The sequence below is a fragment of the Polaromonas sp. UC242_47 genome, from assembly GCF_044452385.1.
In the GTDB taxonomy this organism is placed as follows: Bacteria; Pseudomonadota; Gammaproteobacteria; order Burkholderiales; family Burkholderiaceae_C; genus Polaromonas.
The window spans coordinates 2410072-2431614 of sequence record NZ_JBIOAO010000001.1 but is presented as its reverse complement, the minus strand read 5'-3'; the positions used below and the strand labels follow the sequence as shown (position 1 = coordinate 2431614).

Sequence of the window (21543 nt, the reverse complement as noted above, 5' to 3'; positions counted from 1 at the left end):
CTCAGGAACCCAGCAGATTCCGTCTGACATGCAGAAGATGGTCACGCGTGCAGGTGACGGCTCGGGCCAGGTCGCGGTCTGTCAATGCGCTGACGAGTTGGCGATGCTCCACCTGGTAGGACAGGCGCCGTTCCGGCGTCAGGCTGTGGCGCTTGAGTGCGCCCCAGTCGTCCTGATCGCGGGCCCGGTTGATCAACTGAAAGACGTGGGTAACGAGTGAGTTGTGCGCGGCCAGCGCGATGGTTTCGTGAAGTTTGCCGTCCCAGACTTCGAACTCCTCCATGCTTTCTGCGGCCTCGGCCTTGTCGCAGCAAAGCGCCATTTTTGCGAAGTCGCTTTGGGAGGCGTTGCGGATGATCATTTCCACAATGCTCGGCTCAATCGCAAACCTGAACTCCATCAATTCGGCGGGACTGACGCTGCCTGGGACGCTGGCCAGTGCCGCGGCAACACCGGCCGCAGCATCGGGAATCAAGGCTTTTGGTTGAAATTCCTTGCTGACATAGGTGCCGCTTCCCACGGTCTGGGTAATGAATCCGGCCACTTTCAGCTGTGCCAGGACCCGCCGCACGGTTGATCGGCCGATGTTGAAAGACTCGCTGAGATGTCGCTCCGTATCGATCCTATGCCCCGGGCCCCACTCGCCTGAGTTGAGCTTGCCCAGGATTGCGTCCTTCAGTGCCGCCGTGTTGTCCATGGTTCTTCCTTGAATACCAAATCATAGCAAAGTGACCCACTCGACTGTCATCAATCAACCCAATTTGAACCAATGTATTGATATCCAGGCAGAGAATTTTGGTGAAAACCCGAAGAAAAATCTCTTAATTAAGCTGAAATGGTCTTTATTGGTTTTATGATTGACCCAATCGAGACGCATTGGGTTGTTTTGATGAACCAATTGGAGCTTTATGAAAATCGGACGTGTTTCTTATCAGGGCCGTGTGCGCATGGTATTGGTCGATGAGGTCAGCAGCAAGGTCACCTTTATTGGTGGCAGTTTTGCGCAGCACCTGAACCCGGTGCAGGCCGTGATCGAACGCCGCATCAGCGCGGCAGAACTGAACCTGCTCAAGGAAGGCGAAGCCGCCTTCGCGGACGTCACCTTCCTGTCGCCCGTCTCGGTGCCCGTGCGCAACATTTTCGCCGTTGGCAAGAACTACACCGAACACGCGGCAGAGTTCGACAAGAGCGGTTTCAACGCGACCAGCGGCGCGGCGGCCGTGCCCGCGTTCCCGCAAATCTTCACCAAGGCGACCACCTCGCTGGCCGGTCCGACGGATGACATCCGTTACGACCCGGCTCACACGACCTCCGTGGACTACGAAGGCGAAATTGGTGTCGTGATTGGTGCCGAATGCCGCAATGTTTCGCCGGCTGACGCGCTGGGCAAGGTGTTCGGTTTTGTCGCTGTCAACGACGTGACGGCACGCGACCTGCAAAAAAACCATGCGCAGTGGTTCCTCGGCAAGTCGCTGGACACCTTTTGTCCGCTCGGTCCCTGGATTTCGACCTCGGACGAGTCGCCCATCGCTTCGCTCAAGGTGCAAACCTGGGTTAACGGCGAGTTGCGCCAGACCGGCGTGCTGACCGATCTGATTTTCGACGTGCCCACCCTGATCGCGACCTTGTCGAAAGCCATGACGCTGCTCCCCGGCGACATCATCGCGACCGGCACGCCTGTCGGCGTCGGCATCGGCTTCACACCGCCCAAGTTCCTGAAGGACGGCGATCTGGTTCGCGTCGCGGTAACCGGCCTTGGCGAAATGAACAACCGCATCCGCGCTGTGTGATGACACGGGCGCCCCGCCGGGGTGCCTTGCGCAGCACTTGCGTTCTGCGCTTTCTTTCAAGCAAATGATTGAATAACGGAGACAACTTTATGAAATATTCAAGCAAGACCTGGGTCCTGGTCGGCGTTGCCGTGAATGCGCTTTTCACGGCCTTGCCGGGTGTGGCGCAAGAGGCTTACCCCAACAAGTCCATCACCATGGTGGTGCCCTTCCCGCCCGGTGGCGCCGCCGACATCGTCGCACGGCCCATCGCCGAGGCCATGGCGCGCTACCTGAAGCAACCGGTGGTGATCGAGAACAAGGCCGGTGCCGGCGGTGGCATAGGCATGTCGCAGGTTGCCAAGGCCAAGTCCGATGGCTACAACGTGTTGATGGCCTTGTCGTCCATCGTGGTGTTGCCCGAAGCCGATGGCGTGCTCAAGCGCCCGCCTATGTTCACCTTGTCGCAGTTGAAACCCATTGCACGTTTCACGGCTGATCCGGTTGTGCTGGTGGTGAATGCCAACAGCCCATGGAAGGACTTCAAGCAGTTCAGCGCGGCCGTCAAGGCCAAACCCGGCAACTACACCTTCGGTTCCTCGGGGAACTACGGGACCATGCATGTACCTGTCGAGCAAATGAAGTCGGCAACCAACACCTCCATCTTGCACATCCCCTACACCGGTGCCGGGCCGGCTGTGGTCGCGCTGCTGGGTGGTCAAGTGGACCTCATCGCCACCGGACCCTCCACGGTCACCAGCCATATCCAGGCCGGAAAACTCAGGGCACTGGCGCAATGGGGTGAAGGACGTCTCCCGACGCTTCCGGATGTTCCCAGCCTGAAAGAACTCGGCATTCCCGCGACTTACTCCCAGTGGACCGGGCTTTTTGTGCCTGCATCGACGCCGGATGCCGTGGTGGCCAAGCTCCGGGAAGCCGCAAAATTTGCTGCCAGCGATGCGCGCGCTGTGCAAAATTTGCAAACCGCCGGAACCTATGTGCAGTACATGGACATGCCGGAATTTACAAAATTCGTGACCCAGGACGCGGCCGTCATGGCAAAGGTAGTCCAGCGAATTGGCAAGGTTGAGTAAACCTCATTGACCCCCGGCAGGCCAGCGCGGGCAACGATCCGCCTGGCCTGTTGCCGTTTTCAGGGACAGTCCCTCCAGTTTTTAAAGCCGGCTCAACGTGGACGTAGCGGGCCGAGGTTCGTCATTCGCTATATTTTTTATAGCTATTTACGCCCGTCAATTCTGGGCTAGAGCCACTTTTTATACATAAACTGCCGTACACCAGGCCTGCTCTGGTCGTGACGGCGCCATCACCACTTGCCCGTGGCGTTCTTGCTGCGGATGGCTGCGGCGATCAGTTGGGCGGACTCGGTGCGGCTGGCGCGGTAGGCAAACTCGATGGCCGTCAGGTTTTGCTGGTTTTTCAACAGGGGATCGGCGCCGGCGTCCAGCAGCAGCTTGACGGCCGGCGCCGTGCCGTACATGGCGGCCATCATCAGCGGCGTGGTGCCATTGGGCGACTCGGCATCGATATAGGCGTCGTTGTCGAGCAGCAGGCTCATGATGGCCAGCTGGCCTTTGCTGGCGGCGTAATGTAATGGCGTCCAGCCGGTCTTGTTGACGTCGGCATCCTTTTTGATCAGCTTGTCGGCCATGTCGAGCTCGCCTTTGAGCGCGGCAATCATCAGCGGGCTTTCACCCTGGGCGTTGAGTTTGTTGACGTCGGTTTTGGGCCAGTCCATCAGGACCTGGGCGACTTTCAGCGAAGGCTCCTGCAAGGCCAGGTACAGGCCGTGCTGGCCTTTGGGGTCTATGGTGTTGGGGTCAAACCCACGCGCCAGCAGTTGCTGGACCACCCCCGCGTTGTCCTGTTTGATGGCCGTGAAGAAATCTTCATACGAGCCAGCATGTGCGGATATAAAACCAGTTAAAACAAATAGATAAGCTGATTTTCTAAACCAGTTTGTGAAGTATTTTTTCATGCCAGAACCCCGGAGAACAGCTTCTCGAAGTTGCGGCTGGTGGCTTCGGCAATGGTTTCCACCGGCAGCTGTTTGAGCTCGGCCACCTGTTTCGCCACATAAGGCACGTAGGACGGATTATTGGTTTTTCCGCGGTAAGGCATGGGCGCCAGGTAAGGGCTGTCGGTCTCGATCAGGGTCCGGTCCAGCGGCACAAAACGGGCGACCTCGCGCAGATCGGCGGCATTTTTGAAGGTCAGGATGCCGGAAAACGAGATGTAAAAACCCAGGTCCAGCGCCGCCCGGGCCACTTCCATGGTTTCGGTAAAGCAGTGGAACACCCCGCCGGCCCGCCCTGCGCCGTCCGCTGTTTCGCCCTCTTCCTTCAAAATCGCCAGGGTGTCGGCGGAGGCGCTGCGGGTATGAATGACCAGCGGTTTGCCGGTCTGGCGGGCGGCGCGTATATGCACGCGAAAGCGTTCACGCTGCCATGCCATGTCGGCCACGGTGCGCTCGCCCAGCCGGTAATAGTCCAGCCCGGTTTCGCCTATGGCCACCACTTTGGGCAGGGCGGCGCGCCGCAGCAGGTCGTCCAGGCTGGGTTCGATCACGTCTTCGTTGTCGGGGTGCACGCCCACGCTGCACCAGAAATTGTCATAGGTCGTGGCCAGGGAATGGACGGATGCAAACTCTTCCAGGGTGGTGCAAATACACAAGGCGCGCTCCACCTGGGCGTCCTGCATGGCCTGGCGAATCTGCGGCAACTGGGCCTGCAGCTCGGGGAAACTCAGGTGGCAATGGGAGTCGGTGAACATGGGAATGGGCTTAACTTAAGTATGAAAAGTGGCTCTAGCCCATATAAAACGGGCATAGGCAGCTATCGAAAAAGTAGCGATTTCGGGTCTCAGCCCGGTGTACCCGCTATTTATATGGTCTGGGTCGGACGGTCCGAGGCCAGGTGTGCGCCCAGGATTTCCTCGATCTTTATCTTCAGCAGGCGGGATTTTTCGTCGTTCGGAAAACGCACACCCACGCCCTGCGTGCGGTTGCCGGAGGCCCGGGCCGGCGTGACCCAGGCGACCTTGCCCGCCACCGGGTAGCGTTGTGTGTCTTCGGGCAGGGTCAACAAGACGTAAACATCGTCGCCCAGCTTGTAGTCACGCGCCGAGGGGATAAACACCCCGCCCTCGGTGAACAGGGGAATATAGGCGGCGTACAGCGCGGCCTTTTCCCGGATCGCCAACTGGATGACGCTGGGCCGGGCGGCGTTGGCGCCGGATGCGCTGGCAGGAGGCGATGTACTCATAAGGGCTAGTTTATAGGCTTGTTTGCGACGCTGTCAGCATGAACCGCGCCTATTTGGCGTTGAGCGCCAGGCGCGCCCGGCTGGCCAGCGACTCCAGCATCAGGCCGGGATTGAAGGGGTGTTCGACGGTGCGTGCGCTGGCCGCCAGTTCTTTGGACCAAGCGCCCAGGGCGAGGAAACCCGGGCCGCCGGTTTTGCTGGTCGGCAAATCCTTGGCGCTGAAAAAACGTGGCTGGGCGCCGGCCTTGACCGCCAACACGTCGTGGCAAAGTTTTTGCAGCGCATCGACGGCCTGGGCCGGTGCCCAGTCGGCCAGCGCGCTGGTGTCGCCGCGGGCCATGGCTTTGGGCAGGGCTTGCCAGTGTTGGGCGCTGGCGTTGCTGGGGCCGGCCTGCAGCCGACTCAAGGCGTCGGCTGGCCGGCCGCCGGCAGCGGCCAGCAAGGTGTGTAGATCGGCAGCGGCCGGCAAGGCGCCGGCTTTGCCTTCGGTCGGCGCTTGTGCCGCCAGCCAGGCCAGCGCTTCATCAAACACCGGCCAATGCATGGTGTGGCCCTGGCAGCGGCTGCGTATGGTGGGCAACAACTGGTGCGCCGCTTCGGTGGCCAGGATGAACTTGACCGCGCCAGGTGGTTCTTCCAAAGTCTTGAGCAAGGTGTTGGCGGTGATGGTGTTCATGCGTTCGGCCGGGTAGACCAGCACCACCTTGGTCGTGCCGCGTGAACGTGTGAACTGGGTGAAAGACACGGCTTCACGCGCGGCGTCAACCTTGATTTCCTTGCTGGGCTTGCGTTTTTTGCTGTCCAGGTCGTCCTGCGTTTTTTCGTCCAGCGGCCAGCCCAGGGCCAGCGACAGGGTTTCCGGCATCAACATGCAGAGATCGGCATGGGTGTGGACGGCGATGGCGTGGCAACTGCCGCAGACGCCACAAGCGCCGTCGGCCGTGGCTTGTTCGCACAACCAGGCGCGGGCCAAAGCCAACGCCAAATCAAACTGCCCCAGGCCGGAGGGGCCGCTGAGCAACCAGGCGTGGCCGCGCTGGGTCAGCAGGCTGCGCAGCTGGGTTTGCAGCCAGGGCGCCAATGGCGGATTCGGGGACAAGACCTCGGTACTCATGACAACCAGCCTTTGTTGACAAACACCTGGTGCACGGATTGCCAGACGGTTTCGCGTGCGTGCGAGGCGTCGATGCGGGCAAAACGCCCGGGGTCCTGGGCCATGCGATCGGCGTAACCCTGGGCCACACGGCGGAAAAATTCCACCGGCTGGGCTTCAAAACGGTCCGGCACACGGGCACCGACCAGGCGCTCGGCCGCGGCTTCCGGTGCCAGGTCAAACCACACGGTCAGGTCCGGCTGGATAATCGGTATGGCCGCGCCCTTCTTCCCGAGTTCATGAACGAAATCGGGACCTAGCCCTTGTGCATCCTGCGCCCATAGCTCCAGTTTTGATAGCACATCGAGGTCAAAGCCGCGCCCGCCGCCCTGGTAGGCAAAGGTGGCATCGGTAAAACGGTCACATAAAACCACGTCGCCACGTGCCAGCGCAGGCGCGATCACGGTCCGCAGGTGGTCGCGCCTGGCCGCAAAAATCAGCAGGGCTTCGCTGAGCGGGTCCATCGCATCGTTGAGGATCAGGGTGCGCAGCTTTTCGGCCAGCGGCGTGCCGCCGGGCTCGCGGCTCAGGGTCACGGCTCTGCCTTCGGCCTTGAAGGCTTCGGCCAGCGCGGCGATGTGGGTGGATTTGCCGGCACCGTCTATGCCTTCAAAGCTGATGAATAAACCACTCATCTTGTTCAGTGACCTCTGATGTATTTGTTGACCGCACGGTTGTGCTCGTCCAGGCTGCTGCTGAACTGGCTGCTGCCGTCGCCGCGCGCCACAAAATACAAGGCCTTGGTCGGGGCCGGCCGCACTGCTGCCAGCAACGCGGCCTTGCCGGGCATGGCAATCGGCGTGGGCGGCAGGCCGGCGCGGGTGTAAGTGTTGTACGGGGTGTCGGTCTGCAGATCGCGTTTGCGCAAATTGCCGTCAAACTGCGCGCCCAGGCCGTAGATCACGGTGGGATCGGTTTGCAGCAACATGCCTATGCGCAGGCGGTTGCTGAACACGCCGCCGATTTCGGCCCGGTCCGAGGGTTTGCCGGTTTCTTTTTCAACAATACTGGCCAGGATCAGGGCTTGCTCGGGGGTTTGCAAAGGGCTGTCGGGGCTGCGCAGGGACCAGGCGGTTTCCAGCCGTTTGTCCATCGCACGTGCGGCGCGTTTGAGCACAGCCAGGTCGCTGGCGCCTTTGGAATAGGTATAGGTGTCGGGGAAGAAGCGCCCTTCCGGGTGAACGCCAGGCCGGCCCAACTGCGTCATCAAATCCTGGTTGTTCAGGCCCTGGCTGTCGGGCTTGAGGGCTTCAGCCTTGAGCAATGCAGCGCGCAGTTGATTGATGTTCCAGCCTTCGACCAGGGTGATGCTTTTCAGACTTTCTTCGCCACGCACCAGCATGCCCAGCAAGGTGCGCGGTGTGGTGCCGGGTGTGATTTCATAACTGCCGGCCTTGATCTGGCGTGCCTTGCCCGACAGGCGAAACCAGGCATAAAGCCAGGTCGCCGGGACATCGACGCCGCTGGCCACCACGGTGTCGGCCACGCCCTGGGCTGGCGTGCCGGGTTCGATCTCGAGGTCCAGCACCTGGCTGCCGGGCGGCACGTGCAGGGGCAGCGGCTGGTGAATCCACCAGCCCACGGCCCCGCCCACCAGCAGGCCGGCGCACAACATCAACACCAGCAAACGCCTGAAAAAACGAATCACAACCCTGCTGCCTTCCTGAAAACGATGGGTCTATGATAATTCAGCCCATGTTGACCTCCCCCACTGATTTGTCCCTTGCCTCCACCTTGTCCGGTGTCGCCGAATTAAGCCATCTGGGCGTGATCCGCGTGGCCGGCGAAGAAGCCGCCAAATTCCTGCAAGGCCAGCTGACGCAAGACGTCGTCCTGCTGGGTTTGTCCGAGGCGCGCCTGGCGGCTTATTGCAACGCCAAAGGCCGCATGCAGGCCAGCTTCATCGTGTTCAAACGCAGCCATGAAGAAATTCTGATGCTCTGCAGCCGCGACATCTTGCCGCCCACACTCAAACGCCTGTCCATGTTTGTGCTGCGTGCCAAGGCCAAACTCAGCGATGCAACGGCCGATTACGCGCTGTTTGGCCTGGCTGGAAGCGCTATCGAATCCATAGCTGCTGGCACACAGCCAACCTGGGCCAAGGCCGATTTTGATGCTGCAAGCCTGGTGTTTTTATATCCCGGCGCCGGCCAGCCACGCGCCTTGTGGTGCGCGCCCAGCGGCACGCCCGCCCCGGCAGGGCCGGCCCTGGCGCTGGACCATTGGCAGTGGCTGGCGGTGCAGGCCGGTATTGCCATGATCACGCAGCCGATTTTTGAGGCCTTTGTGCCGCAGATGCTGAATTACGAATCGGTCGGTGGCGTCAGCTTCAAAAAAGGCTGCTACCCCGGCCAGGAAATTGTGGCGCGCAGCCAGTTTCGCGGCACGCTCAAACGCCGGGCTTATCTGGCGCACACCGAAGGCCAACCGAGCGTTGGGCAGGAAGTCTTCCACGCCGGCGATGCGGAACAGCCTTGCGGCCTGGTCGCGGCCTGCGCACCACATCCGGTCGGCGGCTTCGACGTGATCGTGTCCATGCAAACTTCGGCCGCGGCGGATGCCGAGGGCGGGCGTTTGACCCTGGGCAGCGCCAGCGGTCCGGCTTTGGCACTGTTGCCGCTGCCTTATCCGCTGCTTGAAGATATCTAAGTGCGTAGCGCACGTTGTGGCCATCGTGGGGACTAGACCATGTGTCTGATCGCTTTTGCCTTGGGGGCTTCGGCACGTTGGCCGCTGGTCATCGCCGCCAACCGCGATGAATTCCTGAACCGCCCCACCCTGCCCCTGGCACGCTGGCACACCGAGGCAGGGACCGAAATCATTTCCGGCCGCGACCTGCGCGCTGGCGGCACCTGGCTGGGCGTCACGCCAGGCGGTCGCGTGGCGATGTTGACCAATGTGCGCGGCCCCCAGCCCTCCGCCAGCGAAAAAACACGGGGCGAACTGGTCACGCGCTGGCTGGAAAGCGACCTGGACGCGGCCAGCTTCATGGCGCAGACCGAGGGCGCGGCTTACGGCGCCTGCAATTTGATTGTGGGTGATGTCCCCACCGGGTCCTGGCACTGGCTCAGCAACCAGCCCGGCCCCGGCTGGCAGTCACGCGCCTTGGGCCCCGGTGTCTACGGCCTGTCCAATGGCGCGCTGGACACACCCTGGCCCAAAACCGTGGCCCTGAAACATTCCCTGGTATCTGCGCTGGCAGCGCCTGACCAAGACAGCTTGCAAGCCCAACTCTGGTCGGCTCTGCAGGATGGGCAGCGTGCCGGTCACGAACATCTGCCCAACACCGGTGTGCCGCTGGCGCTGGAACAGGCCTTGTCCAGCGCTTTTGTCGATTTTCCCGAACATGGCTATGGCACGCGTTGCAGCACCTTGCTGGTGGCCCGTGCCGCAGAAACGTCCGCGGCTTGGCCTTGGGACGTGTTGATGCAGGAAATCACCCATGCGTATGCCGCGTCGGATGTGCGGCTGGAGCGCCAGTGCCGGCTGACGTGGACCAACACCCTGGTCGCTTAAGTTGGCACCAGGCCTGTCGCCCGCTAAACCCTGACCATGCCTGCATTCCCGCTTGACGCTCCTCGTCCCTTTTTCGGCACATGGGTGGTCAGGGCCGCGTTTGTCATGGCCGTGTTCGGCTGGGGTGTTGGTTTTTACGGCCCGCCCATCTTTCTTCATGCCGTGATGCAGCGCACCGCCTGGCCGCTGTTCCTGGTCTCCAGCGCCGTGACCGTGCACTTTCTGTTTGGTGCGATCGTGGTGGCGAATTTGCCGCGCCTTTATCGCCGCTTCGGATTGCCGACCGCCACCACGGCGGGCGCCATCGCGACCGCCCTGGGTGTCATGGGTTGGGCTTTTGCGGCGGAACCCTGGCAGTTGTTTTTGGCCGCCCTGTGCAGTGGCGGCGGTTGGGTGATGATGGGTGCTGCGGCGATCAATGCCATCGTCGCACCTTGGTACGTCCATGCGCGGCCCATGGCGCTGGCCAAAGCCTACAACGGGGCGAGCATCGGCGGCGTTATTTTCTCGCCGCTCTGGGTTTTTCTGATCGCCAAAACCGGCTTCCAGATGGCGTCCCTGCTGGTTAGCGGGGTGATGGTGGTGGCCGTGGCGATACTGGCCCGATGGGCCTTTGTGAAAACACCGGCCTTGCTGGGTCAGGCTCCTGACGGCGACGAAGTTGGCGCGCCTTTGCGCACGGTCACCTTGCCACACGCTCGCTTGTTGCCGGGGAAAAAACTCTGGACCAACCGCCGCTTTCTAACGCTGGCGGGAGGCATGGCCGCCGGCCTGTTTGCGCAAATTGGCTTGCTGGCCCATATGTTTTCACTGTTGGTGCCAGCGTTGGGCGCGCAATCTGCTGGCCTGACCATGGGCTTGGCCACGGCCTGCGCCATTGCCGGGCGTTCGGTGGTGGCCTGGACCATGCCAGTCACTGCCGATCGACGGCTGGTCATCTGCGCCGGTTATGCCGTCCAGTTGCTCGGCTCCTTGTTGTTGCTGGCCGCGAACGAGTCGCAGATTGGGCTGATCTTGCTGGGTGTTGTCTTGTTTGGGGCCGGCATAGGCAATGCCACGTCCTTGCCGCCGCTGATCGCCCAGGTCGAGTTTGTCAAGGAGGATGTATCTCGCGTGGTGGCGCTGATCGTCGCCATGGGCCAGGCGACGTACGCGTTTGCGCCCATGGCCTTCGGCCTCCTGCTGGCGGTTTCTGGCGGCCAGGACTTGCACCTGGGGCAGAACACCACGCTGTTTTTCATGGGCGTAGCGCTGGTTCAGCTTCTCGCCATCACCTTGTTCTTGCTGGGTCGGCGCTCGTCGTCGTGACGGCGGTGTGCCGGATAAGTCGGCTTACAGGGCCTTAACCATTTCGATGTGCGGAATGTCCACTTCCTCAAAAGGCTCGCCGCGCGGCTGGAAGCCCAGGCGGCTGTAAAACCCCTCGGCGCTGCGCTGGGCGTGCAGCACCACTTCGGTGTCGCCACGCTGCTGCGCATGCGCCATCAGTGCCTGCAGCAGTTCGCGCCCCAGGCTGGAACCCCTGAGCACCCGGCTGACCGCCATTCGGCCGATTTTTCCGCTGCCAGGCGCGGCTTGCAACAAGCGGCCGGTACCAATGGCCTGACCCAGCCCGTTGTAGGCCACGGCGTGGATCGCGGTTTTGTCGGCCTCGTCCCATTCCATCTCTATCGGAATGCCCTGCTCCTGGACAAATACCGCGGTGCGTATGGCCCCCGCATCGCTGCCCAGTTCGGCCCACGAGCCTAGCTTCACCTTGACCATGGGCTGGCCGGCGTCAAAACCAGTCAGGATGCGGCGCAAGGCGTCGGGCACAGGCCGCGAGGTTTGCGTCGCCGGATCGGCAAACACGTAAATCAGCTCGCAGGTGATCAGCAAGGTGTCGCCGCGAAAAATGGCGGCGGTGAACAACATGGACGAAGTGCCAATGCGTGTGCATTTCAGGCCGATGTCGAGCTGGTCGTCATAACGCGCCGAGCCGTGGTACTCGACCGAGGCTTTTTTGACATAGAGGTCGCCGTTCAGCTGGTGCATGGCCTCTTCGTATGGCAGGGCCAGTGCGCGCCAGTAGTCGGCCATGGCCGTGTCGACATACATCAGGTAATGCGCGTTGAAGACAATTTTCTGCATGTCCACCTCGGCCCAGCGCACGCGCAGACGGTGGAAAAATCGGAAGTCCTGTCGTTTCATATCACTCACTTTATTTGGCAAATGCGTTGCGCAGGGCTTGAGCCGCATGGGCATGCGCCTGCCGCGCTTCGACGATCACACGGCCCATCTTGATGAATTCATGGGTCACGCCACGGTAAATTTCCAGGTCCACGCTGACCCCGGCCATGCGCAGTTTATCGGCATAAGCCACACCTTCGTCGACCAGCGGGTCGCATTCGGCCAGGCCTATCCAGGCCGGCGCCACACCATCCACATCCGGCGCGCTCAAGGGGGCAAAGCGCCAGTCGTCCCGGTCGGCCGGGCTGCGCAGGTACTGGCCAAAAAAGAAATCTATGTGCGAAGCTTCCAGCACAAAGCCTTCAGCAAAACGCTGGTGCGAGGCCGTGTCCTGGCGCGGCGCGCAGCCGGGGTAAAACAGCAACTGCAACTCGAGCGGCAGCGCCATGTTCCTGGCCTGGATGGCGCAGGCGGCCGCCAGCGTGCCACCGGCGCTGTCGCCGCCCACCGCCAGACGGGTGCCGTCCAGGCCTCGGTCGTCCGCGTGAAAAGACAACCAGGCCAGGGCATCCCAGGCGTCGTTGGCGGCGGTGGGGAATTTGTACTCAGGCGCCAGCCGGTAGTCCACCGAGATCACGGCGCAGCCGGCCAGGTGGCTGAGCTGGCGGCACAAAATGTCGTGCGAGGCCACGCTGCCTATCGTGAAGCCGCCGCCGTGGAAATACATCAGCACCGGCAAACGTCCATGCGAGGGCGCATACAGGCGCAGCGGCAGCGCGTAACCGTCGCGCGCCGGGATGCTGAAGTCCTCCACGCGTGCCAGTGGGGCCGACGGGATTTCCAGCACACCGGCGCCGGCTTCATAGGCCGCGCGGGCCTGCTGCGGACTCAAGCTGTGCATGGGCGGGCGATTCGCGCGCGCCATGCGCACCAGCACGTCGCGCATGGCCGGGGTCAGCAGGTCTTTCGGATCGGCAGGATGTGTCATAGGATGATGGATGCCGGTGCCGACGCCGCTATCACCAAAGTGACGGCGATCAGGGTTTGCTTGTTTCTCAAGGCGCCTCCAGCCATTAAAGTAGGGTTGACCGAATCGTACAACGCGGAAAGACAACACCCATGGCCTTCATCTACTACGTGACCCAGATCCAGTTTGAATATGGCGCGATCAAGCTGCTCAAGCAGGAATGTGAACGCGTCGGCATCAGCCAACCGCTGATCGTCACCGATGCCGGCGTCAAGGCCGCGGGTGTTTTGCAAAAAGCGCTGGACGCCCTGCCCGGCATGGTGGTCACGGTGTTTGACCAGACCCCGTCCAACCCGACCGAAGCCGCAGTGCGCGCCGCGGCTGCGATGTACAAAGCCAGTGGCTGCGACGGCCTGATCGCCGTCGGCGGCGGCTCGGCGATTGATTGCGCCAAAGGCGTGGCGATTGCCGCGACACACGAAGGCCCGCTGACCACCTACGCCACCATCGAAGGCGGCTCGCTGAAAATCACAGAGCGCGTCGCGCCGCTGATTGCCGTGCCGACCACCAGCGGCACCGGCAGCGAGGTGGCGCGCGGCGCCATCATCATCGTGGACGACCACCGCAAGCTGGGTTTTCACTCCTGGCACCTGGTGCCCAAAACCGCGATCTGCGACCCCGAGCTGACCCTGGGCCTGCCCGCCAAATTGACGGCCGCCACCGGCATGGACGCGATTGCACATTGCATGGAAACCTTCATGGCTCCGGCTTTCAACCCGCCGGCCGACGGCATTGGCCTGGACGGCCTGCAGCGCGGCTGGGCGTTTATCGAACGCGCGACCCGCGACGGCAGCGACCGCGAAGCCCGGCTCAACATGATGAGCGCGTCCATGCAGGGCGCGATGGCCTTCCAGAAAGGCCTGGGTTGCGTGCATTCCTTGAGCCACAGCCTGGGCGGCGTCGATCCGCGCCTGCACCACGGCACCTTGAACGCCATGTTTTTGCCTGCGGTGGTGCGTTTCAACGCCAGCGCCGAATCAATTCAAAAAGAAAACCGCCTGCAGCGTATGGCCCAGGCCATGGGCCTGGCCTCGGGCAGCGACATCCCGGAGGCGATCAAGGACATGAACACCCGCCTCGGCCTGCCCAGCGGCTTGGCGGCCATGGGTGTGACGCGTGAACAGTTTCCCCAGATCATCAGCGGCGCCATGGCCGACCACTGCCACAAGACCAACCCACGGATTGCGACGGCCCAGGAGTATGCGGCGATGTTGGATGCGTCGCTTTAAGACGGTGTTGGCGCCCTGCCGGCTGCGAAGCTGATTCGGAAAAAAGAAAAGGCCCCGAAGGGCCTTTTCTGCGAAGCAACAGAGTTGCCGAAGAAGATTACTTCTTGGCTGCAGGCTTGGCGGCTTTGGCTTTCTTGGGCGCTGCAGCTTTTGCCTTGGGAGCAGGCGCGGCAGGTGCAGCAGCCACAGGAACCACTTTCAACGCAGTACGCTGATCACGCAGGGCTTGGATTTCTGCATTGATCTTGTCCTTGCGCTCGGTCAGCTTGGCGATGCTGGCGCTGAGTTTTGCAACGAGTTTGGCGATCTTGGACACCGGCGCTTTTTTGGCGGCGGCCTTGACCACGGGCTTCATCACTTTTGCAGGTGCCGTGACTTTTTTTGCAGTTGTCTTTGCTTTAGAAGCTGTTTTTTTCGCAGTTGCCATTTTTAAAAATCCTCTTTTATTTACCTGGTTGAGATATTTCACCAGTACCGTATTGTCTCTAAATTTTTTGTTTCTTTTTTACACCGACATTTGCGGGCAAAAAAAGTGCGCCAAAACGGCGCTGATGAGGTGAAGAAATCGCAGGTGGCGCCAGCTTCAGTTGCTTGTTGAGTCAGGTCGTCATTCAACACAAAAACAGGCTACAGCCACCGTCCTGACTGCATCATAAGCTATCAATAAAGAAGCGACACCAGCGTGATGCTACGCCTCATGGGTGCTTGTGTCGCTCTTGTATTCAAACTGCTGCGAGCAGTGCTTCGAGTGCCGCGGCTACACCGAGCAATGTGTGGTCTTCACCTCTGCGGCCCACCACCATCAGGCCGACAGGCAACTCGCCGGCCGCGCGCGGCAAGGGCAGCGACATCGCCGGCAGGTCATAAAAGTTGAATACCGAGGGGTTGCGCAGCACCAGGCCGTTGGCCTGGTTGAAGGCGGCTTCGTCGGCCAGCGCGTCTATGCGCGGCGCCACAAAAGGCACGGTGGGCAGGAGCAGCACGTCGAGGTCGGCCAGGCGTGCATCCAGCTCGGGTTGCAGCTGCGCCCTCGCCTGCTGGATGCCCACGTAGCCCGCGGCGTCCAGCGTCATGCCGCGCCGGATACGTCCCAGCACCACCGGGTCGTACTCGGTCGCGCGGGTGTCTATGGTGGCACGGTGGATGTAGGCCGCTTCGGCGGCGACCAGGGTGCCGCGCTCCTGCAGGCGGAACGGTGCGCCCAGCCATTCGTCCAGCGACTCGTCGCCGATGCGGGCACCGGCCGCGGAGAAGGACGACAGCGCGGCCTCGAAAGCCGCCAGCACGCTGTCTTCGGCCTGGCCGAACAACAGGCCACGCGGCACGCCGACCCGCAGGCCACGCACCGTGCGTTGGGGCAGCGGCTGCCAGGCCTGGTTGGACAAGACCGCATCGGCGCGGGCGCAGTCCGCCACGCTACGCGTCAGCGGACCGACGGTGTCGAGGGAAAAAGACAGCGGGAAGGCGCCCGTGCGCGGCACGCGCGACTGTGATGGCTTGAAGCCGGCCAGTCCGTTGAGCGCCGAAGGAATACGCACGGAACCACCGGTGTCCGAACCAATGGCGATTTCCGCCATGCCGCGTGCCACCGACACGCCGGCGCCCGAGGAGGAACCGCCCGGGATACGCGTCACGTTATGGGCGTTGCCCGGCGTGCCGTAGTGCGGATTGATGCCTATGCCCGAAAAGGCAAACTCGGTCATATTGGTTTTGCCGACGATCACCGCACCCGCGCTGCGCAGGCGCTGCACCACCACCGCGTCGGCGGCGGCTGGCGCCGCGCCCCGCAACAAGGCCGAGCCGGCCGTGGTCGTTTCGCCAGCCACATCAAACAAGTCCTTGATGGACACGATGCGGCCGTCGAGCGGGCTCAGCGCGATGCCGTGCCTGGCGCGCGCATCGGCGGCTTGCGCCGCTTCGCGCGCTTGGGCAGCGTACACCTGGGTGAAGATGCGGCGGCCTTCGTCGCCGGCGGCCTCAATGGCGGCCAGGGCCTGTTCAAGTCGGGTGGTAGAGGAAGTCATGGTGCAGTCTCCAATGAATCGACGGAAAAAGGCTCAAGCCACTTCGGGCAAAACCTCGACGGTATAAAGGTGCGTCAGCGACAGATTGCGCCTGGGGTCGTGCAATTCCATCTCAAAGACGGTAGACGGCCGGATGCCGCCTATGGCCCCTACGGTACCGCAAGTCATGCCGGTGCCGTCGGGCAAGCGGCTGTGTGCGGAGCCGGCGAGGTAGCCGTTGATCAGATCACGCGGCGTGCGCAGGGTAGACAACGGGCCTTCCTGGTAAAGCACACGTTCGCCGTTTTCCTCGATCCAGGCGCGGATCATCAGCTCGTCCCAATGGCCTTCCACGTCGGCATACAGCCAGGCGCTGCGGCCGGCCGGTTTGGCGCAGAGCTGTTTGGACAAGGCCACGCTGTGGGACTCCAGCTTGCGGTCGGTGTGGTCGGAGGCGATGCTGACATACAACTCGCCGTCGGCGGAGAAGACAAAGGTTTCGATTTCGCCGGACGAATCGGGACCCACCATCTGCACGGTGTCGGATTGGGTCAGCTGGTTGTTGGCAATGCGGTAATACAGCGGCACGTTGCTCGGGCGTGGCACACCAATGGCGGCCAGTTCTTCGATGTGGTGTTCGATGGCTTCCCGGTCGCGGCCGGCCCAGCCCGCCACCACCAGGGTGGAAATGTCGACGCTCAGCTTGCGGGTCGTGGTGCCGGAGATGATTTGGAATTCGGTTTGCATGGATCAGATAGAAATAAAAGGGAGATGAAAAACGCTGTTTACCCAAAGACACGTGGCAGCCACAGCGCCAGGTCGGGGAACAGGGACAAAAGCAGGATCATCACGAACATGGCCGCGACAAAAGGCAGGGAGCCAACAATGACGGCATTCATGGAGCCGGTCTTGCGCAGGCTTTGCACCACAAACAGGTTCAGGCCCACGGGCGGCGTGATCAGCGCCAGCTCGACCAGCACAATGATCAGAATGCCCAGCCAGATCGGGTCGTAACCCATGCCTATCATGATCGGGGCCACGATGGGGATGGTGGTGATCATCATGGACAGGGTCTCCATGAAGCAGCCCAGTACCAGGTAGAAGATCACCACGATCAGCAGCATCCAGGCCGGCGACAGGCCCAGGCCGGTGATGGAGTCGGTCAGTGCCGAGGTCAGGCCGGTGGCCGACATGACAAAGTTCAGGAAGCTGGCAGCGATCACGATCAGCATGATCATGGCGGTGGAGCGCATGGTGCCCTCTATCGACTCGCGCAACATGCCCCAGTTCAGCTTGCCAAAGCCGGCGGCCAGAATCAGCGCACCCAGCACGCCCAGGGCCGCGGCCTCGGTCGGTGTGGCCAGACCGGCGTAGATCGAGCCGACCACGAGCAGGAAAATGCCCATGGGTGGCGCCAGGTGCACCAGGCTGCGCATACGCTCGCCCCAGGTGGCGTGGATCTTCTGCCCGCCCCAGGACGGTTTGATCAGGCAGGCAATGATCACGGTCAGGATGAACAGCAGCGCCATGGCAAAACCCGGGATGATGCCGGCCAGGTAAAGCTTGGGCACCGAGGAGTTGGTCAGCACGCCGTACATCACGAGGTTGATCGACGGTGGAATCAGGATGCCCAGGGTGCCGCCGGCCGCCAGGCTGCCGAGGAACAGGGGTTCGTTGTAGCCAAAACGTTTGATTTGCGGCAAGGCCACGGTACCCACCGTTGCGGCCGTGGCCACGCTGGAGCCCGAGGTGGCCGAGAACAGCGTCGAGGCGCCGATGTTGGCGTGCATCAGCCCGCCCGGCAGCCAGGACAGCCACAGGCTCATGGCCGAGTACATGCGTTCGGCAAAACCGGCGCGCAGCAAAACCTCGCCCAGCATGATGAAGAGCGGAATCGCCACCAGCAGGAACTCGTTGTTGGTGCTCCAGGACAACTCGCCGATGGCACGCGTCAGGGGCAAGGAAGAAAACAGCGGGTCCAGCGTCAGGCCCAGGAGGCCCAGGGCAGCGCCGACGGGAATGCTCAGCCCGATCAGGGCGAGCAACAAAACCAGTGCGGTGGCAATCATGCGGCGGCTCCATTCACAATGCGGGCGCCGGTGGCGGCTTCTTCTTCTGCTTCTTCCTGCGCCGTACGCACGCCGCAAATTTCCTTGACCAGCTCAATGTCGCCGGTGACAAAAGCCAGCGAGGCGCGCACCAGCATCAGGGCCACGACCACACACATCCAGCCCAGACCCAGCAACCACAAGCCCTGGGGAATCCAGAGCGGCGTGGCCATGGTGGTGTTGGCCGTGGAGTTTTGCAGCCAGGAGGCGCCCACCACGTCCATCGCATACCAGGTCAACACGACCATGAACACGCCCAAGCCCACCAGCGACAGCCAGTCCAGCACGGCGGACAGACGCACCGGCAGGTATTGGTACAAGACGTCAACCCGCACATTGGCGCGTTGCAAGGTGGCAAAAGCCAGCGCCCAGGAGGTGCTGATGGCGAAGGCATAACTCGACAATTCGTCGGCGCCGCCGGTGTTGAAACCTAGGAATTTGCGCGCCAGCACGTCAAAAGAGATCAGCAGCACGCTGGCCAGGGTCAGCGCGCCACCGGCCCAGACGGCGCCCAGTGAGAAGCTTTCGGCCAGCCGGGAAAGCCGTCCGAGAAATGAAAAGTGATGCGGGTGCGTCATGGTGATGGAGTGAGGATCGTTGAAAAGAGCCCCAGGCCCTTGGCGGGCCTGGGGCTGCTTGGAAGACCGGGTGTCTTACTTCTTGGCGGTCAGGCCGACCACCTTGCCGACTGTGGCGTTGAAGTCGGTCACGCAGCCGGCGCTGCAACGTGCGGCCCACTTGGGCAAGACCGATTCCTGCAAGACCTTTTTGAGCAGCACGCGGTCGGCTTCGCTAGGCTGGACCAGCACCATCTTGCCCTTGACCGGCTGTTTGCAGGCGGCGGCGCCGGTGTTGCAGTCATAACCTTCCTGCGTTTGCGCGGCGGCTGCGGTCCAGATGTCGTCCACCAGGGTTTTGTATTGCACGGTGATCAGGTTGCGCACCTTGGGGTCGAGTTTGTTCCAGGCCTTCTGGTTGACGGCGTGGATTTGCTGGTTCCAGTTGATGGGCAGAGCCACCAAGTGGGTCGAGACTTCGTACCACTTGGCCGAATAACCGGAGAGCGAACCCGTGATGGCGCAATCCACCACCTTGTTTTGCATGGCCGGGACCACTTCACCGAAAGGCATGGTCACGCTGGAGCCGCCCAGCGCCTCCACAAATTCGGCTTGGGTGCGGCTGCTGGTGCGCACTTTTTTGCCCTTGAGATCACCCAGGTTTTTCATCTCGGCATTGCAAAACAGCACTTGCGCGGGATAAGTCGACATGCCCAGCACCTTGATGCCCGAGCTCTGGCTGTAGAACTTGTCGTACACCGGCTGGAAGGCTTCGGTCACGGCACGCGCCGTTTTCACATCGGGCGCCAGGCCGGCCAGGTCGATGGCTTCGTTGATCGGGTTGTCCGAGGCAAAGTAGGCCAGGGTGGAGGTGCCGAACTCGATCACGCCTTGCGACATCAGACGCAGCAACTCAGGGCCCTTGATGCCCATTTCGTTGAAACCCTTGATGTCGGCCGTGATCTTGCCGCCTGAGGCTTGCGGGATCTTCTGCGTCCAGAAAGGCTTTTCGTAGTCGTTGTACAGGCTCAGGTTACTCAGGCCGCCAACCACCTTCAGTTTGACCGTGGGCAGGTCTTGGGCAAACGCATGGCCCGCAAGGGCCGCCGTTGCGGCGAGGACGATGGACAGCAGTCGACGTTGCATGAATAACTCCTAAGTAATCGTAAAAAAACAAATAGAACGAATGCCCCGAAACAAGCGTGGCGCACCACCTTGGGTGTTGGCCTTCTGGTTGGGTTCAAGACGGCCAGACAGCCGCACCAAGCCCGTGCCAGACGCACGTTTTTCGGGAATTATGAAGGAGTTGTGAAATTTCACTGATCCTTCAGATGAATCTTATGCGATTTTTATGCCAGTCAGCCAGATGGTAGTATCCCTACTCATTCAGCTCGCCGCCGCACGGGGAAAAAGTTGCCAGACCCAGAAGACATCCGTCCAGTTGCCCCTGTCCGCACACGCCGGCGCAGCGAAGAACCGTCGCAAAATGCCCAGGCTTACGAGCGCCTGAAAGATGGCCTGACCACCCTCGCCTACAAACCCGGTGACTACCTGAACACCGCGGCGCTGATGAGTGATCTGGCCTTGGGCCGCACGCCCTTGAACCACGCCCTGCACCGTCTCGCCACCGAAGGCCTGGTGCAAATCATTCCGCGCAAGGGTGTGATGGTGGCGCCGCTGTCCATCGACGATGCCTTGCATTTGATCGATGTGCGCCTGGTGAATGAAACCTTGTGCGCCCGGCTGGCGGCGACACGTATCACCGCCGCCGCCCTGCAAAAGCTGCAGGCCGCCGCACGCCGTTTCGATGCGGCCGTGGCGCGCCGCAACGTCGCGCAGATGATGAGCAGCGACCGCATGTTTCACGAACAAATTGCCGACGCGTCAGGCAACCCGGTCCTGGTCGAGGTGCTGCGAGTCTTGCATGCGCGCTCGCAGCGCTTCTGGGCAATTTCGCTGTCGGCAGAAGGCCATGTGTCTGAAGTCAGTGACGAACACCAGCAAATCATTGCGGCGCTGGCCAAGGGGGATGGCGAGCTGGCGGCCCGCACCCTGGCCGAACACATAGAGTCGTTTCGCGGCTCGCTGCTGCGCGGGCGCTAAGCGCCTGGCCGTTTTTTTTAAGCCTTTTTGGCTTTTAGCCCATACGGTATGGGCGTCTTAAGCTATCAAATCAGAAGCGTTTCAGCGCTTCCGTGAAATCCTCAATGGCCCATTTCCAGCGCCACCAGAAAGCGCGAGACCATGTTGTAGGCGCCTATGGTGACCATGACGTCCACGATCTGGCGCTCGTCGAGGTGGCTGCGTACCTGTTTGTACAGCTCGGCCGGCACCTTGATGTTGCGGGTCATGGCGTCGGTCAGGGTGATCAGCGTGTGTTCCAGCTCGCTCAGGCCGCTGCCTAGTTTGTCTGGATCGCCCAAGGCATTGATTTTTTCCTGTGTGGCGCCGGCTCTCAAGGCAATCGGCACATGGGCTTCGTATTCGTAGGTCGCACCATTGAGCACGGCCACGCGGATGATGACCAGTTCGCGCAGTTCGGCCGGCAAGGTGTTGCGGTTGCGCACGGCGGTCAGCAGTTGCTCCCAGCCGTGGGCCATGGGCGGGCTGTTGAGCAGCACCTGGTACAGCGGCGAGACGCGGCCGCGCTGGGCGATGATGACGGCTTCGAGTTCGGCCAGTTCGGGTTTGGAGCCGGGTTGGATCGGGGCGATACGCATGGAGTGTCCTT

General features: G+C 61.9%; 23 protein-coding genes. 7 read left to right on the top strand and 16 right to left on the bottom strand.

All coding sequences use genetic code 11. The annotated features are described in order from the left end of the window. Position 1: 1 nt before the first annotated feature. Positions 2 to 697, bottom strand: coding sequence for a FadR/GntR family transcriptional regulator (locus ACHMXK_RS11870; RefSeq protein WP_397440566.1), 696 nt, complete (start codon positions 695 to 697; stop codon positions 2 to 4). Positions 698 to 908: 211 nt separating this feature from the next. Here ACHMXK_RS11870 and ACHMXK_RS11865 point away from each other — a divergent pair, with 211 nt between their 5' ends. Together ACHMXK_RS11865 and ACHMXK_RS11860 are read left to right on the top strand one after the other, a co-directional pair. Further along, on the top strand, positions 909 to 1790 hold the full coding sequence (locus ACHMXK_RS11865; protein ID WP_397440564.1) for a fumarylacetoacetate hydrolase family protein: 882 nt from the start codon (positions 909 to 911) through the stop codon (positions 1788 to 1790). 89 nt (positions 1791 to 1879) lie between these two features. Beyond that, on the top strand, positions 1880 to 2863 hold the full coding sequence (locus tag ACHMXK_RS11860; RefSeq protein WP_397440562.1) for a Bug family tripartite tricarboxylate transporter substrate binding protein: 984 nt from the start codon (positions 1880 to 1882) through the stop codon (positions 2861 to 2863). 230 nt (positions 2864 to 3093) lie between these two features. Here the strand turns inward: ACHMXK_RS11860 and ACHMXK_RS11855 are convergent, their stop codons facing one another. From ACHMXK_RS11855 to mltG, 6 genes are all read right to left on the bottom strand, one after another. Then, positions 3094 to 3765, bottom strand: a complete 672-nt coding sequence (locus tag ACHMXK_RS11855; RefSeq protein WP_397440560.1) for an ankyrin repeat domain-containing protein — start codon at positions 3763 to 3765, stop codon at positions 3094 to 3096. After that, positions 3762 to 4559 carry a TatD family hydrolase gene (locus tag ACHMXK_RS11850; RefSeq protein WP_397440559.1) on the bottom strand — a complete coding sequence of 266 codons (798 nt, stop codon included), beginning with the start codon at positions 4557 to 4559 and terminating at the stop codon, positions 3762 to 3764. The genes ACHMXK_RS11855 and ACHMXK_RS11850 overlap by 4 nt, the downstream gene beginning before the upstream one ends. 110 nt (positions 4560 to 4669) lie before the next feature. Continuing rightward, positions 4670 to 5050, bottom strand: a complete 381-nt coding sequence (locus tag ACHMXK_RS11845) for a PilZ domain-containing protein (protein WP_397440557.1) — start codon at positions 5048 to 5050, stop codon at positions 4670 to 4672. Between the two features lie 49 nt (positions 5051 to 5099). After that, positions 5100 to 6164 carry a DNA polymerase III subunit delta' gene (locus tag ACHMXK_RS11840; protein ID WP_397440555.1) on the bottom strand — a complete coding sequence of 355 codons (1065 nt, stop codon included), beginning with the start codon at positions 6162 to 6164 and terminating at the stop codon, positions 5100 to 5102. Then, entirely contained in the window at positions 6161 to 6838 is a 678-nt protein-coding gene (gene tmk, locus ACHMXK_RS11835) for a dTMP kinase (protein WP_397440554.1), read from the bottom strand. The genes ACHMXK_RS11840 and tmk overlap by 4 nt, the downstream gene beginning before the upstream one ends. A 5-nt stretch (positions 6839 to 6843) precedes the next feature. After that, on the bottom strand, positions 6844 to 7818 hold the full coding sequence (gene mltG / locus ACHMXK_RS11830; protein WP_397442505.1) for an endolytic transglycosylase MltG: 975 nt from the start codon (positions 7816 to 7818) through the stop codon (positions 6844 to 6846). Positions 7819 to 7898: 80 nt separating this feature from the next. Here mltG and ACHMXK_RS11825 point away from each other — a divergent pair, with 80 nt between their 5' ends. From ACHMXK_RS11825 to ACHMXK_RS11815, 3 genes are read left to right on the top strand one after another with little or no spacing between them, the layout of a single operon-like run. After that, positions 7899 to 8852: a YgfZ/GcvT domain-containing protein gene (locus tag ACHMXK_RS11825; RefSeq protein ID WP_397440552.1), complete on the top strand. Its 954-nt coding sequence runs from the start codon at positions 7899 to 7901 to the stop codon at positions 8850 to 8852. A gap of 39 nt (positions 8853 to 8891) precedes the next feature. Continuing rightward, positions 8892 to 9719: an NRDE family protein gene (locus ACHMXK_RS11820; RefSeq protein ID WP_397440550.1), complete on the top strand. Its 828-nt coding sequence runs from the start codon at positions 8892 to 8894 to the stop codon at positions 9717 to 9719. Positions 9720 to 9755: 36 nt separating this feature from the next. Further along, positions 9756 to 11027 (top strand): MFS transporter, encoded by a 1272-nt coding sequence (locus ACHMXK_RS11815; RefSeq protein WP_397440548.1) that lies wholly within the window; start codon positions 9756 to 9758, stop codon positions 11025 to 11027. A 24-nt stretch (positions 11028 to 11051) separates the two neighbouring features. On the opposite strand, the gene ACHMXK_RS11810 is transcribed toward ACHMXK_RS11815, so the two are convergent. Then, positions 11052 to 11909, bottom strand: coding sequence for a YbgC/FadM family acyl-CoA thioesterase (locus tag ACHMXK_RS11810; RefSeq protein WP_397440546.1), 858 nt, complete (start codon positions 11907 to 11909; stop codon positions 11052 to 11054). Between the two features lie 10 nt (positions 11910 to 11919). Next, complete coding sequence (locus ACHMXK_RS11805) at positions 11920 to 12876, bottom strand: alpha/beta hydrolase (RefSeq protein ID WP_397440544.1); 957 nt, start codon at positions 12874 to 12876, stop codon at positions 11920 to 11922. Between the two features lie 131 nt (positions 12877 to 13007). On the opposite strand from ACHMXK_RS11805, the gene ACHMXK_RS11800 reads away from it, so the two are divergent. After that, complete coding sequence (locus ACHMXK_RS11800) at positions 13008 to 14144, top strand: iron-containing alcohol dehydrogenase (protein WP_397440542.1); 1137 nt, start codon at positions 13008 to 13010, stop codon at positions 14142 to 14144. A 97-nt stretch (positions 14145 to 14241) separates the two neighbouring features. Here ACHMXK_RS11800 and ACHMXK_RS11795 read toward each other — a convergent pair whose 3' ends face one another. The 6 genes from ACHMXK_RS11795 to ACHMXK_RS11770 form a co-directional block, all read right to left on the bottom strand. Then, complete coding sequence (locus ACHMXK_RS11795) at positions 14242 to 14613, bottom strand: histone protein (protein WP_397440540.1); 372 nt, start codon at positions 14611 to 14613, stop codon at positions 14242 to 14244. A 253-nt stretch (positions 14614 to 14866) separates the two neighbouring features. Continuing rightward, positions 14867 to 16168, bottom strand: coding sequence for an amidase (locus ACHMXK_RS11790; RefSeq protein WP_397440538.1), 1302 nt, complete (start codon positions 16166 to 16168; stop codon positions 14867 to 14869). Positions 16169 to 16201: 33 nt separating this feature from the next. Next, positions 16202 to 16894, bottom strand: a complete 693-nt coding sequence (locus tag ACHMXK_RS11785) for a DUF2848 domain-containing protein (RefSeq protein WP_397440536.1) — start codon at positions 16892 to 16894, stop codon at positions 16202 to 16204. A 38-nt stretch (positions 16895 to 16932) separates the two neighbouring features. Beyond that, a complete protein-coding gene (locus tag ACHMXK_RS11780) occupies positions 16933 to 18216 on the bottom strand; it encodes a TRAP transporter large permease (RefSeq protein WP_397440534.1) in 1284 nt (427 codons plus the stop codon). Beyond that, the gene (locus ACHMXK_RS11775) at positions 18213 to 18833 is read right to left on the bottom strand and encodes a TRAP transporter small permease subunit (RefSeq protein ID WP_397440532.1); all 621 of its coding nucleotides are present in this window, start codon (positions 18831 to 18833) and stop codon (positions 18213 to 18215) included. Before ACHMXK_RS11775 ends, ACHMXK_RS11780 begins: the two co-directional genes overlap by 4 nt. A gap of 75 nt (positions 18834 to 18908) precedes the next feature. Then, positions 18909 to 19958: a TRAP transporter substrate-binding protein gene (locus ACHMXK_RS11770; protein ID WP_397440530.1), complete on the bottom strand. Its 1050-nt coding sequence runs from the start codon at positions 19956 to 19958 to the stop codon at positions 18909 to 18911. Positions 19959 to 20225: 267 nt separating this feature from the next. Between ACHMXK_RS11770 and ACHMXK_RS11765 the strand changes: the two genes are divergently transcribed. Next, positions 20226 to 20915, top strand: coding sequence for a GntR family transcriptional regulator (locus ACHMXK_RS11765; protein ID WP_397440528.1), 690 nt, complete (start codon positions 20226 to 20228; stop codon positions 20913 to 20915). Between the two features lie 101 nt (positions 20916 to 21016). On the opposite strand, the gene ACHMXK_RS11760 is transcribed toward ACHMXK_RS11765, so the two are convergent. Next, positions 21017 to 21532, bottom strand: a complete 516-nt coding sequence (locus ACHMXK_RS11760) for a carboxymuconolactone decarboxylase family protein (protein ID WP_397440526.1) — start codon at positions 21530 to 21532, stop codon at positions 21017 to 21019. Positions 21533 to 21543 lie beyond the last annotated feature (11 nt).

Coding starts and splice junctions, on each gene's coding strand:
- ACHMXK_RS11810 (WP_397440546.1), bottom strand. CDS start 11,909: ATGAAACGACAGGACTTCCGATTTTTCCACCGTCTGCGCGTGCGCTGG.
- ACHMXK_RS11825 (WP_397440552.1), top strand. CDS start 7,899: ATGTTGACCTCCCCCACTGATTTGTCCCTTGCCTCCACCTTGTCCGGT.
- ACHMXK_RS11850 (WP_397440559.1), bottom strand. CDS start 4,559: ATGTTCACCGACTCCCATTGCCACCTGAGTTTCCCCGAGCTGCAGGCC.
- ACHMXK_RS11775 (WP_397440532.1), bottom strand. CDS start 18,833: ATGACGCACCCGCATCACTTTTCATTTCTCGGACGGCTTTCCCGGCTG.
- ACHMXK_RS11760 (WP_397440526.1), bottom strand. CDS start 21,532: ATGCGTATCGCCCCGATCCAACCCGGCTCCAAACCCGAACTGGCCGAA.
- ACHMXK_RS11845 (WP_397440557.1), bottom strand. CDS start 5,050: ATGAGTACATCGCCTCCTGCCAGCGCATCCGGCGCCAACGCCGCCCGG.
- ACHMXK_RS11865 (WP_397440564.1), top strand. CDS start 909: ATGAAAATCGGACGTGTTTCTTATCAGGGCCGTGTGCGCATGGTATTG.
- ACHMXK_RS11870 (WP_397440566.1), bottom strand. CDS start 697: ATGGACAACACGGCGGCACTGAAGGACGCAATCCTGGGCAAGCTCAAC.
- ACHMXK_RS11770 (WP_397440530.1), bottom strand. CDS start 19,958: ATGCAACGTCGACTGCTGTCCATCGTCCTCGCCGCAACGGCGGCCCTT.
- ACHMXK_RS11790 (WP_397440538.1), bottom strand. CDS start 16,168: ATGACTTCCTCTACCACCCGACTTGAACAGGCCCTGGCCGCCATTGAG.
- mltG (WP_397442505.1), bottom strand. CDS start 7,818: ATGTTGTGCGCCGGCCTGCTGGTGGGCGGGGCCGTGGGCTGGTGGATT.
- ACHMXK_RS11800 (WP_397440542.1), top strand. CDS start 13,008: ATGGCCTTCATCTACTACGTGACCCAGATCCAGTTTGAATATGGCGCG.
- ACHMXK_RS11785 (WP_397440536.1), bottom strand. CDS start 16,894: ATGCAAACCGAATTCCAAATCATCTCCGGCACCACGACCCGCAAGCTG.
- ACHMXK_RS11855 (WP_397440560.1), bottom strand. CDS start 3,765: ATGAAAAAATACTTCACAAACTGGTTTAGAAAATCAGCTTATCTATTT.
- ACHMXK_RS11860 (WP_397440562.1), top strand. CDS start 1,880: ATGAAATATTCAAGCAAGACCTGGGTCCTGGTCGGCGTTGCCGTGAAT.
- ACHMXK_RS11815 (WP_397440548.1), top strand. CDS start 9,756: ATGCCTGCATTCCCGCTTGACGCTCCTCGTCCCTTTTTCGGCACATGG.
- ACHMXK_RS11805 (WP_397440544.1), bottom strand. CDS start 12,876: ATGACACATCCTGCCGATCCGAAAGACCTGCTGACCCCGGCCATGCGC.
- ACHMXK_RS11840 (WP_397440555.1), bottom strand. CDS start 6,164: ATGAGTACCGAGGTCTTGTCCCCGAATCCGCCATTGGCGCCCTGGCTG.
- tmk (WP_397440554.1), bottom strand. CDS start 6,838: ATGAGTGGTTTATTCATCAGCTTTGAAGGCATAGACGGTGCCGGCAAA.
- ACHMXK_RS11780 (WP_397440534.1), bottom strand. CDS start 18,216: ATGATTGCCACCGCACTGGTTTTGTTGCTCGCCCTGATCGGGCTGAGC.
- ACHMXK_RS11820 (WP_397440550.1), top strand. CDS start 8,892: ATGTGTCTGATCGCTTTTGCCTTGGGGGCTTCGGCACGTTGGCCGCTG.